At 70.6% G+C, this 15,083-nt stretch carries 14 protein-coding genes; 7 read left to right on the top strand and 7 right to left on the bottom strand.

The annotated features are described in order from the left end of the window. Window positions 1-33 precede the first annotated feature (33 nt). A complete protein-coding gene (locus KIP79_RS09710) occupies window positions 34-1,281 on the top strand; it encodes a sensor histidine kinase (RefSeq protein ID WP_214104372.1) in 1,248 nt (415 codons plus the stop codon). Continuing rightward, a complete protein-coding gene (locus tag KIP79_RS09705; protein ID WP_214104371.1) occupies window positions 1,272-1,919 on the top strand; it encodes a response regulator in 648 nt (215 codons plus the stop codon). The genes KIP79_RS09710 and KIP79_RS09705 overlap by 10 nt, the downstream gene beginning before the upstream one ends. Here KIP79_RS09705 and KIP79_RS09700 read toward each other — a convergent pair. The 6 genes from KIP79_RS09700 to KIP79_RS09675 all read right to left on the bottom strand — a co-directional run bounded on the left by KIP79_RS09700 (window position 1,916) and on the right by KIP79_RS09675 (window position 7,739). Then, window positions 1,916-3,760 (bottom strand): multicopper oxidase family protein, encoded by a 1,845-nt coding sequence (locus KIP79_RS09700; RefSeq protein ID WP_214104370.1) that lies wholly within the window; start codon window positions 3,758-3,760, stop codon window positions 1,916-1,918. The two genes, KIP79_RS09705 and KIP79_RS09700, sit on opposite strands and share 4 nt — an antisense overlap. After that, the gene (locus tag KIP79_RS09695) at window positions 3,757-4,209 is read right to left on the bottom strand and encodes a DUF6220 domain-containing protein (RefSeq protein ID WP_214104369.1); all 453 of its coding nucleotides are present in this window, start codon (window positions 4,207-4,209) and stop codon (window positions 3,757-3,759) included. Before KIP79_RS09695 ends, KIP79_RS09700 begins: the two co-directional genes overlap by 4 nt. A gap of 167 nt (window positions 4,210-4,376) precedes the next feature. Beyond that, on the bottom strand, window positions 4,377-5,861 hold the full coding sequence (locus KIP79_RS09690; RefSeq protein WP_214104368.1) for an MFS transporter: 1,485 nt from the start codon (window positions 5,859-5,861) through the stop codon (window positions 4,377-4,379). A 1-nt stretch (window position 5,862) separates the two neighbouring features. Beyond that, on the bottom strand, window positions 5,863-6,489 hold the full coding sequence (locus tag KIP79_RS09685; protein WP_308169638.1) for an LppX_LprAFG lipoprotein: 627 nt from the start codon (window positions 6,487-6,489) through the stop codon (window positions 5,863-5,865). A gap of 109 nt (window positions 6,490-6,598) precedes the next feature. Beyond that, entirely contained in the window at window positions 6,599-7,054 is a 456-nt protein-coding gene (locus KIP79_RS09680) for a MarR family winged helix-turn-helix transcriptional regulator (protein ID WP_214104367.1), read from the bottom strand. 46 nt (window positions 7,055-7,100) lie between these two features. Further along, complete coding sequence (locus KIP79_RS09675; protein WP_214104366.1) at window positions 7,101-7,739, bottom strand: 4'-phosphopantetheinyl transferase family protein; 639 nt, start codon at window positions 7,737-7,739, stop codon at window positions 7,101-7,103. A 233-nt stretch (window positions 7,740-7,972) separates the two neighbouring features. Here KIP79_RS09675 and KIP79_RS09670 point away from each other — a divergent pair, with 233 nt between their 5' ends. Further along, window positions 7,973-8,401 (top strand): CBS domain-containing protein, encoded by a 429-nt coding sequence (locus tag KIP79_RS09670; protein WP_214104365.1) that lies wholly within the window; start codon window positions 7,973-7,975, stop codon window positions 8,399-8,401. An 81-nt stretch (window positions 8,402-8,482) separates the two neighbouring features. Here KIP79_RS09670 and KIP79_RS09665 read toward each other — a convergent pair whose 3' ends face one another. Further along, window positions 8,483-11,791: a S8 family serine peptidase gene (locus KIP79_RS09665; protein WP_308169637.1), complete on the bottom strand. Its 3,309-nt coding sequence runs from the start codon at window positions 11,789-11,791 to the stop codon at window positions 8,483-8,485. A gap of 333 nt (window positions 11,792-12,124) precedes the next feature. On the opposite strand from KIP79_RS09665, the gene KIP79_RS09660 reads away from it, so the two are divergent. From KIP79_RS09660 to KIP79_RS09645, 4 genes are all read left to right on the top strand, one after another. Beyond that, a complete protein-coding gene (locus KIP79_RS09660; RefSeq protein WP_214104364.1) occupies window positions 12,125-12,379 on the top strand; it encodes a Smr/MutS family protein in 255 nt (84 codons plus the stop codon). A 377-nt stretch (window positions 12,380-12,756) separates the two neighbouring features. Beyond that, window positions 12,757-13,854, top strand: coding sequence for an amidohydrolase family protein (locus KIP79_RS09655; RefSeq protein ID WP_214104363.1), 1,098 nt, complete (start codon window positions 12,757-12,759; stop codon window positions 13,852-13,854). A 3-nt stretch (window positions 13,855-13,857) separates the two neighbouring features. Further along, window positions 13,858-14,214: a metal-sulfur cluster assembly factor gene (locus KIP79_RS09650; RefSeq protein WP_214104362.1), complete on the top strand. Its 357-nt coding sequence runs from the start codon at window positions 13,858-13,860 to the stop codon at window positions 14,212-14,214. Between the two features lie 32 nt (window positions 14,215-14,246). After that, complete coding sequence (locus KIP79_RS09645; protein ID WP_214104361.1) at window positions 14,247-15,083, top strand: mycofactocin-coupled SDR family oxidoreductase; 837 nt, start codon at window positions 14,247-14,249, stop codon at window positions 15,081-15,083.

Genomic DNA, 15,083 nt, shown 5'->3' with positions numbered 1-15,083 from the left:
TTGGCAAGGAACGAAAATCCTAGTTTGAGAGCCATGAGAACCCTGACTCGCCGCCTGGTAACCGACACCGGCTACCTCCTGCTCGGCTTCCCCCTGGGGATCATCTCCTTCGTGCTGCTCGTCACCGGCCTGTCGGTCGGTGCCAGCCTGGTGGTCATCTGGGTGGGCGTGCCCATCCTGGCCCTGACCCTGCTGACCGCCCGCGGCCTGGCCGACCTGGAGCGTGCCCGGCTGTCCGGGGTGCTCGGCCGCGAGGCGGCCCGCCCGCGCTACCCGGAGCCGCCGCCGGAGTCCGGCTGGCTGCGCCGGTCCGTCCAGCCGCTGATGAGCGGTCAGGGCTGGCTGGACGTGCTGCACGGCCTGGTCAACTTCCCGGTCGCGACGGCCACCTTCTGTGTGGCGATCACCTGGTGGGCGGCGGCGGTGGCCGGCATCACCTACCCCCTGTACGGCTGGCTCACCAGCCGCATCCCCGGCAACACCGAGCTGCCCGAACTGCTCGGCCTGGGCGACGGCTACGGGATCAACTCCGTCTGGTACGTGACGATGGGTCTGCTCTTCCTGATCACCCTCTACCCGGTGATCCGGGGCATGGCCGTACTCCAGGCCGGCCTGGGCAGGAGCCTGCTGACCGGGGTGGCCGAGCTGCGCGAGCGCATCGACGACCTGACCGAGGGCCGGCAGGCGGCCGCGCACGCCGAGGCCAACGCGCTGCGCCGGCTGGAGCGGGACATCCACGACGGGCCGCAGCAGCGGCTGGTGCACCTGGCCATGGAGCTGTCCCGGGCCCAGCGGGAGCTGGAGCGGGACGCCGGCGCCGCCAGCGCCACCATCGGCCAGGCCATCAAGGCGACCAGGGAGACCCTGGACGAGCTGCGCGCCCTCTCCCGGGGCATCGCGCCGCCGATCCTGGCCGACCGCGGCCTGGCCCCGGCGCTGGCCGCGCTGGCCGGGCGGTGCACCGTCCCCGTGGAGCTGGACGTGCGCACCGAGGAGCGGTTCCCGGCGCTGGTGGAGAACACCGTCTATTTCGTCACCGCTGAGGCGCTCACCAACGTGGCCAAGCACAGCCGGGCCACCCTGTGTACGGTCACCCTGGTCCGGGTGGACGACACGCTGCTGCTCACCATCGGCGATGATGGGGTCGGCGGCGCGCACGTCGCCAAGGGACACGGCCTGTCCGGTCTGGCCGACCGGCTGCGCGGGGTGGACGGCGAGCTGGCGGTGCGCTCCCCGGCGGGCGGGCCGACGATGATCGTGGCGGAGGTGCCGTGCGGGTAGTGGTGGCGGACGACGCGGTGCTCATCCGCGAAGGCCTGGTCCGCCTGCTTGAGGAGTTCGGCTGTCAGGTGGTGGCGGCGGTGGGCACCGGCGATGAGCTGGTGGCCGCGGTCGCCGAGCACCGGCCCGACGTGTCGGTGGTGGACGTGCGCATGCCGCCCAGCTTCACCGACGAGGGCCTGCGGGCGGCGGTGGCGGCCCGGCAGAAGGTGCCGGGCGCTCCGGTGCTCATCCTCTCCCAGTACGTCGAGGTCTCCTACGCCGACGACCTGCTGGCCGACGCCAGGGGCGCCGTCGGCTACCTGCTGAAGGACCGGGTGGTCGACGTGGAGGAGTTCATGTCCGGCCTGCGCCGGGTGGCCGGGGGCGGGACCGTATTCGACCCTCAGGTGGTGGCGCAGCTGATGGTCCGCCGCCGCCGCGACGACCCGCTGGCCTCGCTGACCCCGCGCGAGCGGCAGGTGCTGGCGCTGATGGCGGAGGGCCGCTCCAACCCGGCCATCTCCCGCGAACTGGTGGTCACCGAGGGCGCGGTCGAGAAGCACATCCGGGGCATCTTCGTGAAACTCAACCTGTACGCCGACGACACCGACCAGCACCGCCGGGTCCTTGCGGTGCTGGCCTACCTCCGTTCTTAGGCGGGGTGGTTCCCAGCGGGCCCGCCCAGGTCGTACGGGCTGGTGACCCCCTCGTAGGCGAGGTGGAACTCCATCCCCTGGACGGCGTGCGCCAGGTCGTGGCAGTGCGACATCCACATCCCCGGGTTGTCGGCGGTCAGGGCCACCTCCCAGACCTCGCCGGGGCGCACGTCGAAGGTGTCCATCCAGATCCCGTTGGCGGGCCTGCCGTTCTTGGACACGACCTGGACGTGGTGGCCGTGCGGATGCATCGGATGGGTGTCGCCGCTCCGGTTGACCACCCGGATCAGCACCCGCTGGCCCTCCCGCACGAGGGGGGTGGGGATGTTGGGGAAGCCCTTGCCGTTGACCGTGTACGCCAGCCGGGGCAGGCCGTCGACCATGGCGAAGGTGCGGTCCAGCACCCAGGTGATCTCCTGGTCGTACCGGCCGGGGGTGGCGGTGGGGGAGCCGTAGGCGGTGATGTCCAGCGTCGGCCCGGTGGCCGCCGGTGGCGGGGTGTCCCCGTTGACGAGCAGACCGGGATGGCCCTGGACGTCCAGGTAGACCGGCCCGGAAGGCATGGTGAAGGTCAGGTCGTACCTGCCCCCTGCCGCCAGGCGCAACCGGCCGCCGTTCAGTTCGGTGGCCCCGGGGACGTCGGTTCCGTCCACGGCGGCCAGCCGGTAGGCGACCCCGGTGAGGCCCAGTTCGATCGGGAGGCTGTTGGTGTCGACCACGCGGAGCCGTACCGGGCTGCCGGGCGGGATGGTGGTCTTGACCAGGGCGTCCGACGGGGGCTGGTCGTCCACGGCCATGGTCATTCCCGCGCCGAAGGAGTGCAGGGCCACCGTGTGGTCACCGTCGGCGGGTTCCACGATGAGCAGGCCGAACAGGCCCTTGGCGACGGCGACGCTGGAGTTCTGGTGGCTGTGGTACCAGTACGTCCCGGGATCGGTGGCCTGGAACCGGTACACGTGGCTGCCGCCGGGCAGGACGGCGTCCTGGGTCACCCCGGGCACCCCGTCCTCGGCGCTGGGCACGTCGTACCCGTGCCAGTGAATGGTGACGGCCTGCTGGCCGGGCAGTTCGTTGCGGAGGGTCACCTCGACGTGCTCGCCCTGGCGGACCCGGAGGGTGGGGCCGGGGGACTGGCCGTTGAAGGTCCAGGCCTCCACGGCGCGGCCGGACGGGAAGGTGATCGTGCGGGCCTGGGCGGTGAGCGTGAACCTGCGGGCGTCCGGCGCGCGCACGCCGGTGAACTGGGTGACGCTCCGCCCGGCGGAGGCGGTCTGCTCGTGTCCGGCGTGCAGCGGCGTGCCGGCGAAGGCGGCCGAGGCCGTCCAGGCCACGGCCAGCAGCAGCACCGCCGTCCCGGCCAGCCGCCACCGGTCGCCGGTGCGGCCCGCCAGGATCCGGTAGGCCAGCGCGGACGCGCCCCCGACGGCGAGCAGCAGCACGACCGCCGCCGCGACCGTGACCGGGTAGCCGATCACGATCGCGCAGGCGACCCCCGCCACCGCGCCGATCGCGGCCAGCGCGAGGGGGAGCAGCCGCGGCGGCGGCACCGGCCCGCCCCGGATCAGCGCGGGCAGGCTCACCGCCGCCGAGGCCACGGCGGGCGCCACCAGCAGCGGCAGCGCCAGCAGGACCTTCTCGGCCACGAACCACCAGCCGGACCCGGCCAGCAGGACCGTGGTGAGCACCCGGAGCGCCGTCACCAGCAACGCCGCGGCGACCAGTGCCACGGCGAGCGGGTTCCCGGCGCGCCGGGCGATGGACACCCCGGCCGCCGCCGCCCAGACGGCGGCGGCCAGGATGAGCAGGAGCTGGTCGAGGCCGGCCAGCAGGGCGGTGCTCACGCCGACACGGTCACCGGGTTCGCGGCGCCCTCCTTGACCAGGGCGCGGGACTTGCGGAACAGGTGCACGGTGACCCCCAGCAGGGCCACGCCGACCAGGGCGTGGAAGCCGAGCACGTACAGGCTGGCCGGGGTGGTCTTGTTCTCGTCGGCGCCGAGCAGGCCGGCGATCTCGAAGACCACGAACAGCTGCACGATGACCAGGCCGAGTGGCGCGATGGACAGCCAGATCAGCCGGGCGCCGGCCTTGGCGACGGCGGCCACGATCGTGGTCAGCAGGGAGAGCACCGGGAGCACCATGGTGCCGTTGATGATGTGCGGCATGATCGCCGCGTCCTCCGCGCCGGGAGCCGGAACCGGGCGCTCGAACGCCCCGAAGGTGGCGAAGTAGAACTGGGCGAGCACGGAGATGAGCATTACGGTGGCGAACCCGAAGAAGACCTTGCGCATGGGGGCTCCTGATTTATGTTCGGTCAGCCCCGGGACGGGGGCATACCGGGCAAGAGTGCGGTATCCCGCGTCCCGGCCGCCTGGGACGACTGTCCCTAATCGACCGGGAAATCCGCACGTCCCGATGGTGACCGTTCAGCGCCGGCCCGGCTTGAGCACCCCTCTACTCAATCTCCGGGCATGGCCAGCGCGAGAATCGCCCCGGCCGCGCAGAGCACCGCGGTGAGCAGGAAGATCTCCGAATACTCGGTGTGCAGCGCCGCCTTCACCGCCGCCTCGTACGCGGCGAGCTTCCGCGTGAACTCCTCGGCCGGGATCCCGAACGGCAGCGGCGTGTCCAGGTGGGCGGTGAGCGACTGGAACCGGTGGAAGCCCCAGGCCGACACCCCGGCCAGGCCGAGCAGCATGCCCATCATCCGGGCCACCACCACGGCGGCGGAGGCCACCCCGTGCCGCTGCGCGGGCAGGCTGCGCAGCACCGCCGAGGAGACCGGCGCGATCACCAGCCCGAGCCCGAGACCGGCCACGACCAGGTCCACGTCCACCCGGGTCAGCTCTGCCCCCAACTCCAGCGGCCACTGCCAGATCCTGAAATATCCGGCGGCGGCCAGCACCAGCCCGGCGACCGCCACCGGCCGCTCCCCGAACCGCCGGGCCAGCAGCCCGCCGAGCAGCGCGGCCACCGCCAGCGCCACCAGGAACCGGGTGAGCACCAGCGCCCCGCCCACCGGGTCCTTGCCGAGCAGCGTCTGCGCCACCAGTTGCACGTCCACCAGGGTCACCAGTAGCGCGGCGCCGGTTACGAAGCTCACCCCGAGCGTGGCCAGCAGCGGGCGCTTGGGTACCCCCGACAGGTCCAGCAGCCGGACCGGGGCGCGCAACTCCCAGGCGACGAACCCGGCGAACACCGCGAACCCCGCCACCACGCAGGGCAGCCCCCAGGGCGGCAGCACCGCCTTGTCCGGTTCCGGGTTGTACAGCCCGGCCACCAGCAGGCCCAGGGCCACCGCCAGCAGCAGCCCGCCGGTCACGTCGAGACCGCCCCGTACGGGCGGCTCACGCCGCGCGGGCACCCCGTAGTGGACGACGACCGCCGCCAGCAGGGTCAGCGGCAGGTTCACCCAGAAGATGGTGCGCCAGCCGTGCAGTTCCCAGCCGAACAGGGAGACCTGGAGCGCGGCGAGCCCGGCGCCGTACAGGGGGCCGAGCACGCTGCCGAGCTCCTGGGCGGCGCCCACCACGCCGAGCGCGACCGGGCGGGCGCGGGCGTCCCACAGGTCGCCGATCAGGGCCATGGTGATCGGCAGCAGGGCGCCGCCGGCGATGCCCTGGAGGGTGCGCCCGGCCACCAGGACCGGGATGGACTCGGCCAGCGCGGTGATCAGGGATCCGGCCGCGAAGCCCGCCAGACAGGCCTGGATCAGCGGGCGCCTGCCGTATCGGTCGGAGAGGCGGCCGAGCAAGGGCATCGCGGCCACGTAGCCGAGCAGGAAGCCGGTCACGATCGGGGTGGCCCGCTCCAGGTGGCCGACCGGCACGTCCACGTCGGCGGCGATGTCGATCAGGACGGTCACCACCACGTACGCGTCCAGCGCGGCCAGCAGCACGGCCGCGCCGCCGACGCCGAGGGTGATCCCGCGGGCCCTGCTCACGTCACGCCGGGGGCGGGGCGATGTCGACGGGGGCGTCGTAGCCGGCCAGCGTGACCGTCACCTTGCCGCCGGTGAGCGTCAGGTCGATGCGGCTCAGGCGGCTGGTGGCCTTGTCGATCAGCAGCGTGCCGGGCACGCCCTCGGTGACGCCGGGCACGACCTTCTTCAGCTGGTCCGGCGGGAGGGTAACGCTCACCTTGTACGCGCCGGACTCCTCCGACTGCACGGTGGGGTTCTGGGCGGCGGCCAGCAGTTCGGGCACGCCGGGGATGATGGTGCCCGGGTCGTAGATGGCGGCCAGCTGGGCGCGGCTCATCGACTTCTGGAAGCCCCCGGTCGGGCCCTTCAGGTAGACCGCGTCGCCGACCAGCACGAACTCGAACTCCTGGAGGACGCCGATCATGATCTGCAGCGAGCCCTTGGCGTCGCCCTCCCGGGTCAGGTCACCCTCGGCCCGCCGCACCGGCACCGGCGGGCTGCCCTCGGTGGCCAGCGTGAAGGCGACGGTCTTGACCGCGGCCATCGCGGCGGCCGAGCGCTTCAACAGGTCGGGCCCGGACGGCAACTCAGCGCTGGAGGAGCACGCCGCCAGCAGTCCGGCCATCACCAGCCAGAGGATTCGTCTCACCCGGCGATGGTATTAATGAAAAAGGCGTGATCTGAACAGCCACAGCGGTGAGTACTCTCGTCGGCGTCTAAGTGGCTGGTCAAGGGACGGGTTTTTCATTAAGTGCCCGCTATTTGCCCTGCAGGAGCGCGATAACCGGGCGGTAGATCTCCTCCATCGCCGCCACCTGCTCCGGGCTGAGCAGGTCGATGAGGTTGCGGCGCACCCCGGCCACGTGCTCCGGCGCTACCCGCTGGATGGTGTCCCAGCCTTGCTCGGTGAGCACCGCGAACGTGCCGCGCCGGTCGTCCTCGCAGTTCTCCCTGACGACCAGGCCGGCCGTCTCCATCCGGGAGATCTGGTGGGACAGGCGGCTGCGGGACTGGATGGTGGCCTCGGCCAGATCGCTCATCCGCATCCGCCGCTCCGGGCTCTCCGACAGGTTCACCAGGATCTCGTAGTCGTTGAAGGAGAGCCCGTGTTCCTGGAGGTCGCGGTCGAGCCGGTGGGTGAGGAGCCTGTGCGCCGCCAGGTGGGCGCGCCAGGCACGCTGCTCTTGGGGGCTCAGCCAGCGGGGTTCTGCCACCCCTCCAGCATAAAGATCAGGTACGGCCGCCGCGCGCACACGGGGGTCAGCCCCCGAGTAACCGCAGCTCACCCGGCTCGTCGAAGATTGCGGTGGCCATCACCGTGCCGGCCGTCCACTCCAGCAGGTGCCGCCCGTCCCACTGGTGGGCGCGGCCCTCGAAAGGGAGCTTGGACAGGTCCACCTCGCGCAGCCGGTCCAGGGCCAGCTCACCCCGCTTGACCAGGGCCTCCTTGCGGACCCACTGGCGGATCAGCTTCCGGTTGTCCAGCCCGACCAGCCCGGCCTCGGTGGGGGTCAGGGCCAGCGAGACCAGGTTCTCGTCGGCCTGCCCGGCGGTGGCGTGCTCGGCGTCCACGCCGACCCGGCCGGCCCCGGCGGCGGCCGAGACGTACCCGGCGGTGTGCGCCAGGCTCACCGACAGTTGCGGGGCCTCGGCGATGGCGGGGCGGCCGTGGCCCTTCCCGCACCGGTCGCACCGCTGCACCAGGGTCAGCACGCAGGGCCGTACGCCAAGGAGTTCGGCCGCGCAGTACCGGACCAGGAGGTGGGCCGCGATGAAGTCGAGCTTGTCCTGTTTCCGGGTGAAACGCTCGGCACGCTCGTGCTCCACCTCGGTCAGCGTGCCGCCGACGGCGTCAAGGACCTCGTCGGTGTAACCGGCGACGGCCAGAGGGGCGCGCATCACCCCAGATTAGGGAAGGTATATGTCGATCAAGTGAACTACGGGCGGTAGCCGGAAGGCGGGGGATTCGCGGTGACTTTACCGAATCGTGGGGAAGAGGGCACGCACACACCTTGACGGAGTGTGATCGGCGGATGTTCCGTGTTGGGACAGGTTTTACCCCGGTGTCGGGTTAGCTGTCGCGCCGTGTGGGGATTCCCGAGGGAACCCCCGGGCGAGAAAGGTGGTGTCGATTGCTCATCGGTACGATCTTGCAGGGCAAGGGAACCGGTGTGGTGACCGTGACTCCGAAGTCCACGGTCGCGGAACTGCTCGGCGTGCTGGCCGAGCGGAACATCGGCGCGGTGGTGGTCTCCGAGGACGGAGTCACGATCGCGGGCATCGTTTCGGAACGTGACGTCGTACGACATCTGAACCAGCGCGGTGCGGATGTCCTGGGTGGGCCGGTTTCCGCGATCATGACGTCCGAGGTGCGCACCGTCGCGCCGGACGCGAACGTCGAGGACCTCCGCCAGACCATGACCAACCATCGGATCAGGCACGTCCCCGTGGTGCGGGACGGACGGCTCATCGGCATCGTCAGCATCGGCGATGTGGTGAAGAGCGCCATCGAGGAGCTGGAGAGCGAGCGGGAGCACCTGGTCGGATACCTGCGGGGCTGATCCCCCGGCGGCACCAGGCGGCGGAAACCAGACGTGGAACGGGCCCGGCGAAGATCCGCCGGGCCCGTTCGTCGTGTGCCGCTACTGGACGGTGATCTTGTCCACTTCCACGGTGATGCCCTTCACCTGATCGGTGTCGGTCGCCGTGGTGATCGAGCCGACGCCCTTGGTGACGCCCTTGACCTTCATCGTGTAGGTCAGGGAGCCGCCGGGGGCACCCGGCGTGCTGGTGATCCGGTAGTCCGACGACGGCCCGGTGCCGGCCGGGATCTGGCCGCCCGCCGTGCCCTCGGAGTTCTCCGCGCCCACGGTCAGGCCGTAGGCGTCACCCGGGTAGGCGATCGGGCCCGGGTAGGCGAAGGTGACGTCCTCGGTGCCGTTGATGCCGATCCAGAGCTGGAACACCTTCTGGTCGGTGGTGCCGTACAGGTTCAGCTTCCACTCCGCGACGATCCAGGTGGCGACGCCGTCGGTGAGGGTGGCGACCTGGATGCCCGGCGCGCCGGTGCCGTTCAGGTCCGTCCAGAACGGGGCCAGCACCCCGTTCGGCGGGGCCACGTCGGGCAGCGACTGCGGGGTGAACTGGATGTCGGCCTGGCCGGTGGTGCCGCCCGCGACCGCGTATCCGTTGGAGGTGAAGCCGATCCGGTTGTAGGTGCGCCCGGCGTACTGGAACGGCGGCACGTTGAAGTTCAGCGCCTCCTCGTCGCCGACCGGGTTGGTCGCGATGCCGAAGGCGTCCAGCGGGATGTAGCCGAACAGCGCGCCCGGCGCGATGGCCGGGGCGTCCGGCTGGCGGCCCTGCAGCGTCTTCTTCACGGTGGCGATCTGGGTGCCCACCTTGGTGGCGCCGGTCACGCTGTTCAGGCGGAGCTTGCTGTCCAGCGTGCTCAGCGCGGTGACGTCGGTGGTCTGCAGGGTGTTGTTCTGCACGGTGACCGTACAGGTGGACTCGCCGGTGTTGCGCGCGATGGTGGTCGGCGCGCAGGTCTGCTCGATCGGGACCGCGCCCTGCTTGCGGTAGAACGCCACCGGCAGGTGCTGCTCGGTCTTCCCGCCGACCTGCTTGAGGTCCACCTGGCCGAAGTACTGCCCCTCGGGCACGTCCGGCGCGGCGATGACCACGGTCAGGTTGGCCGACTTGCCCGGCTGGAGGATGAACAGCGGCGGCAGCACCGCGATGGTCGCCCCGCTCACCGTCTTGCCGGTCGCGGTGAAGGTCACCGTCTTGTTGGTCACGTTGGTGACCTTGCGCTTGGCGGTGATCAGGCCCGGCATGGTGGGCGCGTTCACCGACGGGATGTTGAGGTCGATCCGGTTCAGCGGGTCCCCGGCCGAGGCCGCGAACTTCGCCGCCGTCTCGTCCAGGGCCAGCGCCGCGTCCCCGGCCTTGGTCAGGTCGATGCGGCCGCCGCCGAAGTCGAACGGGTCGGCCGGGGTGACCCGGTCCTGCTTGGTCACCTTGGTGGTGGCCGTGGTCTCCAGGGCCGACTTGACCTGGCCCGGCGTCCAGTCCGGGTGCAGCGCGAACAGCAGGGCCGCCGCGCCCGCCACATGCGGGGAGGACATCGAGGTGCCCGCGATGACCTGGTAGAGGTTGCCCGGCGGGCCCTCCAGCGGGGATTCCGGCGTCGGCGTGTGCCCGGCCAGGATGTGCAGGCCGGGGGCCGTCACGTCCGGCTTGAGGAAGTCGCCGCCGGGGCCGCGCGAGGAGAACGTGGTGATCGCGTCACCCTGCCAGGTCGCCTTGGCGCCCTGGGTGAACTTGGCCGTGCTCCCCGGGTTGGCGGCCAGGTGTGCCAGCAACTGGTCGGTCTGGGGCTTGTCGATGTGCACCGTCGGCAACCAGTGGTTGTCGGTCATGATGTCCAGCGACGTGGAGTTGTACAGGATCAGCCCGGCCGCGCCGCCCTGCCGGACGTTGAAGCCCTTCAGCACCCGGTTGGGCCCGCGCTCACACGCGACGATCTTCCCGGTGAACAGCCCGGGCGGCGCCGGGTTCGTGCAGAGCGCGTTGCTGTACGGCGGCGCCGAGGCCAGCACCACCGGCAGCGGCGAGGCGATGCCCTGGGTGATCGACGAGCCGGTGAGGGTGGGCCCGCCGGTGAGGGTGATGGTGGACTGGTAGGTGCGGGTCTGGGTGGAGGCGGCCACCGTGGTCACCCACGGGCTGCGGTGGTCGGTGGTGCTCGCGCCCGGGCCGGAGTTGCCGGCGGAGGCGGACACGAAGATGCCCGCCGCGTACGCGTCCAGGAAGGCCAGCTCGACCGCGTCGCTGTACGGGTCGGAGCCGCCCGAGATGGAGAAGTTGATCACCCGCACGCCGTCCAGGATGGCCTGCGCCACGGCCGCCACCGAGTCGGACTGGAAGCAGCCCTCGGCGCCGCAGACCTTGTAGACGGCCACGTGCGACGCGGGGGAGATGCCCTGGATGGGGCCGCGGGAGATGCCCAGCGGGTTGGCGTCGGCCACCGGAGCACCGGCCGAGGTGGTCGCGGTGTGCGTGCCGTGACCGTTGGAGTCGCGGGCGCTGCCGGCGTAGACCTCGCCGCCCACCAGCGCGTTGTAGGTGTCGATGAACGGCTGGCCGGAGATCAGCTTGTTGTTGCAGACGAACACGTCGGTGGCCGGGGTGAGTGGGTTGTCACCGAAGTTACAGGTCCTGGGGGTGCCGTCGGCCTTCGCCGGAGGCGCCGGGAGGGAACCGGCCGCGGCGAACGACGGGTGCTCCGGCCACGCGCCGGAGTCCAGGATGCCGACGATCACGCCCTTGCCGGAGTTGGCGGCGCCGCCCAGCTTGCTGTAGACGGTCGGGGCGCCGATGAAGGCGGGGCTGGAGTCGGTGAGCGGCTTCTCCATGCGGTCGGCCTGCACGGCCGCCACACCCGGCAGCCGGAGCAGTTCGGCCGCCTTGTCGCCCGGCACGGTGAGCGCCACGCCGCCGTACACGGTGCGCAGCTTCTGGCCCACCTTGGCGCCGGAGACGCGCTTGGACAGCTCGCCCAGGAAGGTGTTCTCGATGCCTTCGATGTGCTTCAGGTAGTTCTTGGCTGCGGTGCTCTTCAGATCGAGCGCCTTGCCGGTCACGTCGGGGCTGGTGCCCGGCAGTCCGGCCACGTCGCCTTTGTACGCGGCCAGTGAGTCATAGTCCAGCTTGACCACCACGTTCACCGGCGCCGAGGACTGCGACCGGAGCAGGGCCTCATCGCTCTTGGCGAGCTGGCCGCTGGTGGACTTGGCGCCGACCATGCGCTCCGGGTTGGTGAGCGCGGTGGCGGTCAGCGAGGGAGTGGGGGACGGGGTTGGATCGGCGATCGCCGATCCCGCCGGCACCACCGCCGCGACCAGGCCGAGCACGGCCATGGTCGAGGTCAGGCGTAAGTGCCTCAAGCGTGGCTTCCTTGACACGACACCTCCATTTGGGGCTGCGGGACTCGTCACCGCACAGCAAGAGGCGTCGCGCCACCCCCGGGAGGCGCCATGAGGGCGCGCGGAAGAGACTCAACCCTCCCCGGTTTGGTTGACGACAACCGGTTGTCCCACGCGGGACCCCCGATCTGACAGGGAGTCTAACTAGCCACAATTTCCGCCGCTAGATACCGCATTGCCGGGCACCGTGCCTATTTTGGACAGTGCCATCGCCCAATCCTTCGGATCGGCGGACTTGACTGTGTCAATGACCGCGCCTCCGGCACGGCGGGCTTGGCTCCTAGACTCAAGCCCATGAAGCTCAAGCTCGATCTCCATGACGTCTTCAACAAGGGCGACCAGATCGACCGCGCGCTCAACGCGATCATCCAGGAGGCCATCCAGAAGAAGGCCACCGAGGTAGAGATCATCCCCGGCAAGGGCTCCGGCCAGCTCAAGAAGCGCGTCCTCCGCTTCCTCGACCAGAAGCACATCAAGGCCCTGTACCACCGCATCGACAAGGACGCCAAGAACCACGGCCGTCTCTTCGTCTACTTCCGCCACAAGTAACCACCCGGGGTGGCCGTAGGTGCTGACCATCTGCGGCGGGTGTGGCCTGGCGCCCTGAGCTGTTCGCACGCCGTGGTCGCGCGCAGTGCGCGGGACCACGGCTTTCGCATGCCCGGAAACCGGCCCTGAGCTGCGTTGTTTCCAACAGCGCACCGGTCGTGGAGGGCGTTCGTGAAGTGCCATTGTCTACCAAACGTTCGGCTGATAATGTCCGGGTCATGGTGAGACCGGCGGAATGAACGCGTCGCGATCATCGGCGGCACCCAGATCGTCCTGGTGTCCGCCCCGAAAACTGTTGACGATGCTGTAACACGACGTCTAGCCTCACCAATCGATTGGTAGGCAAATCGCCAGTCTCCGCCCTGAGAGGACCGGTCATGCTCAACGGCAAATTCGTAATCGACGCGGTCGCCCACGCATTCAACCTCACCGAGGACAACTTCGCCTTCCCCAAACACGCCCGTCCGATAACGGACATGATCTACGGGGTCATCAGCGCCGCTCCCGAGGGCTACCGGCTGGCGCCCGAGGCCACGTTCCGCGACTGGGACATGGCCGACACCGCGGCCATGTTCTTCCGGGAGAGCGACACCGACGTCGCGGTCTTCCACCCGACACCGATCTTCGCGTACAAGGACGGCCTCTCCGGCGTGGAGAAGGGCGTGGACGCGCTCCGGCGGTATCCGCAGCGGTTCATCGCGTCCTACGCGGCGGTGGACCCGCTCATGGGCAAGAAGGCGTTCGAGGACCTGGAACGGCAGGCGGAACTGCTCAACCCCATCGGCCTCAAGCTCTACCCGACCAGCTGGGTGGGCGACCGCGCGGGCTCATGGCGGATGGACGACCCCAAGATCGCCTTCCCGCTCTACGAGCGGGCCGCCGAACTCGGCATCAAGGTCGTCGCGGTGCACAAGGCGATCCCGCTCGGGCCCGCCCCGACCCAGCACTCCTTCGACCCGGTCGACGTGGACGGCGCGGCGGACGCGTTCCCCGAGCTGGAATTCCAGATCGTGCACGGCGGCGCGGCCTTCACCGAGGAGACCTCCTGGCTGCTCGCCCGGCACACCAACGTCACGGTGACCATGGAGAGCCTGAACATCATCCTGGCCAACCAGCCGCGCACCTTCGCCAAGATCCTGCTCGGGCTGCTGCACGTGGGCGGCGCCCCGGTGATGGAGAAGCTCTACTGGGCGACCGGCACCATGCAGTACCACCCCCGTCCCTGCCTGGACATGTTCGAGGATTTCACCTTCCCCGAGGACCTGCTGGAGAACTACGGGCTGTTCGGCCCGATCCCGCAGATCACCGACCGGGACAAGGCCAACATGCTCGGGCTCAACTACGCGCGGGCGCACGGGCTGGACGTCGAGGCGCTCAAAGCCGGGATCAAGGGCGACGAGTTCGACACCGGGGCCTCGGCCCGGGACGCCTCGCCGTACTCGACCACCTCGGTGGCCGACCTGGTGGTGGGCTGAGCGATGGGCGCGGTGGACGCGGGCTCGCTGGAGCGCGCGATCAGGGACGGGCTCGCGCGCGTGAAGGACCCCTGCAGCCTCGCCTCCGTCTTCCCGATGAACCTGGACGAGATGGGGCTGCTGGAGGACATCGAGATCGGCCAGGACGGCGACGTCGTGGTACGGCTCCGCCTCACCTCGCCGTCCTGCCTCATGATCGGGTTCCTGGCCACCGAGATCGAACGGTTCGTGGCCCCCGTGGAGGGTGTGCGCACGGTCACCGTGACGCACGACACCGGGATGACCTGGGATCCCAGCATGATCCGTGCGGACGTGCGGGAACGCCGCCGCCTCGCGCTGCTCGACCGGTACGGCGGCTGAAGCTCCCAGGCACTCATCTGGAGGAGAACCATATGACAACCCCATCGTTGGCGGGCAAGGTAGCCCTCGTCACCGGTGCGGCCCGCGGCAACGGGCGCGCCATCGCGGCGGCCTTCGGGGCGGCCGGAGCCGACGTGCTGATCGCCGACATCGCCCGGTCGGTGGACGGCGTCCCGTACGCCGGGGCCACCGGCGACGACCTGGAGGAGACCCGGGCCCTGGTGGAGAAGCACGGGGTGCGGTGCCACGCGGTGGCCGCCGACGTCCGTGACATCGACCAGCTCAGGCGAGGCGTGGCCGCGGCGGTGGAGCATCTGGGCGGACTGGACGTGGTCGTGCCGAACGCCGGGATCCTGTCCGGCGGGGTGCCCACCCACGAGCTGTCCGAGCAGCAGTGGTCCGACCTCATCGCGGTGAACCTCACCGGGGCCTGGAACACCGTGCGCGCCGCCGTGCCGGCGCTGCTCGACCGCGGCTCGGGCGCGGTGACGTTCGTGGCGTCGGGGGCCGCGCTGGGCGGCATCGCCAACTTCTCCCACTACGTCACGGCCAAGCACGGGATCGTCGGCCTGATGCGCGCCGTCGCCGCCGAGTACGGCCCGGCGAACATCCGCTCGAACGCCGTCTGCCCGACCGCCGTCGACACCCCGATGACCAGGAACTCCTTCTACACCAGCCTGTTCACCGGCGGGCAGTCCGAGTCCCGGGAGGCGATGCTGGAGGCGCTGCGCGGCCTGCACCTGCTGCCGATCTCGGTCATCGAGGCCGAGGACGTGGCCAACGCGGTGGTGTGGATCTCCAGCCCCGCCGCCCGCTACGTGACCGGCACGGTCCTGCCGGTGGACGCGGGCAACCACATCAAGCTGTAG

It is taken from the genome of Acrocarpospora catenulata (genome assembly GCF_018476525.1).
GTDB lineage: Bacteria > Actinomycetota > Actinomycetes > Streptosporangiales > Streptosporangiaceae > Acrocarpospora > Acrocarpospora catenulata.
The sequence above is the reverse complement of the archived record's forward strand: the minus strand, read 5'-3'. Positions and strand labels throughout refer to the sequence as shown.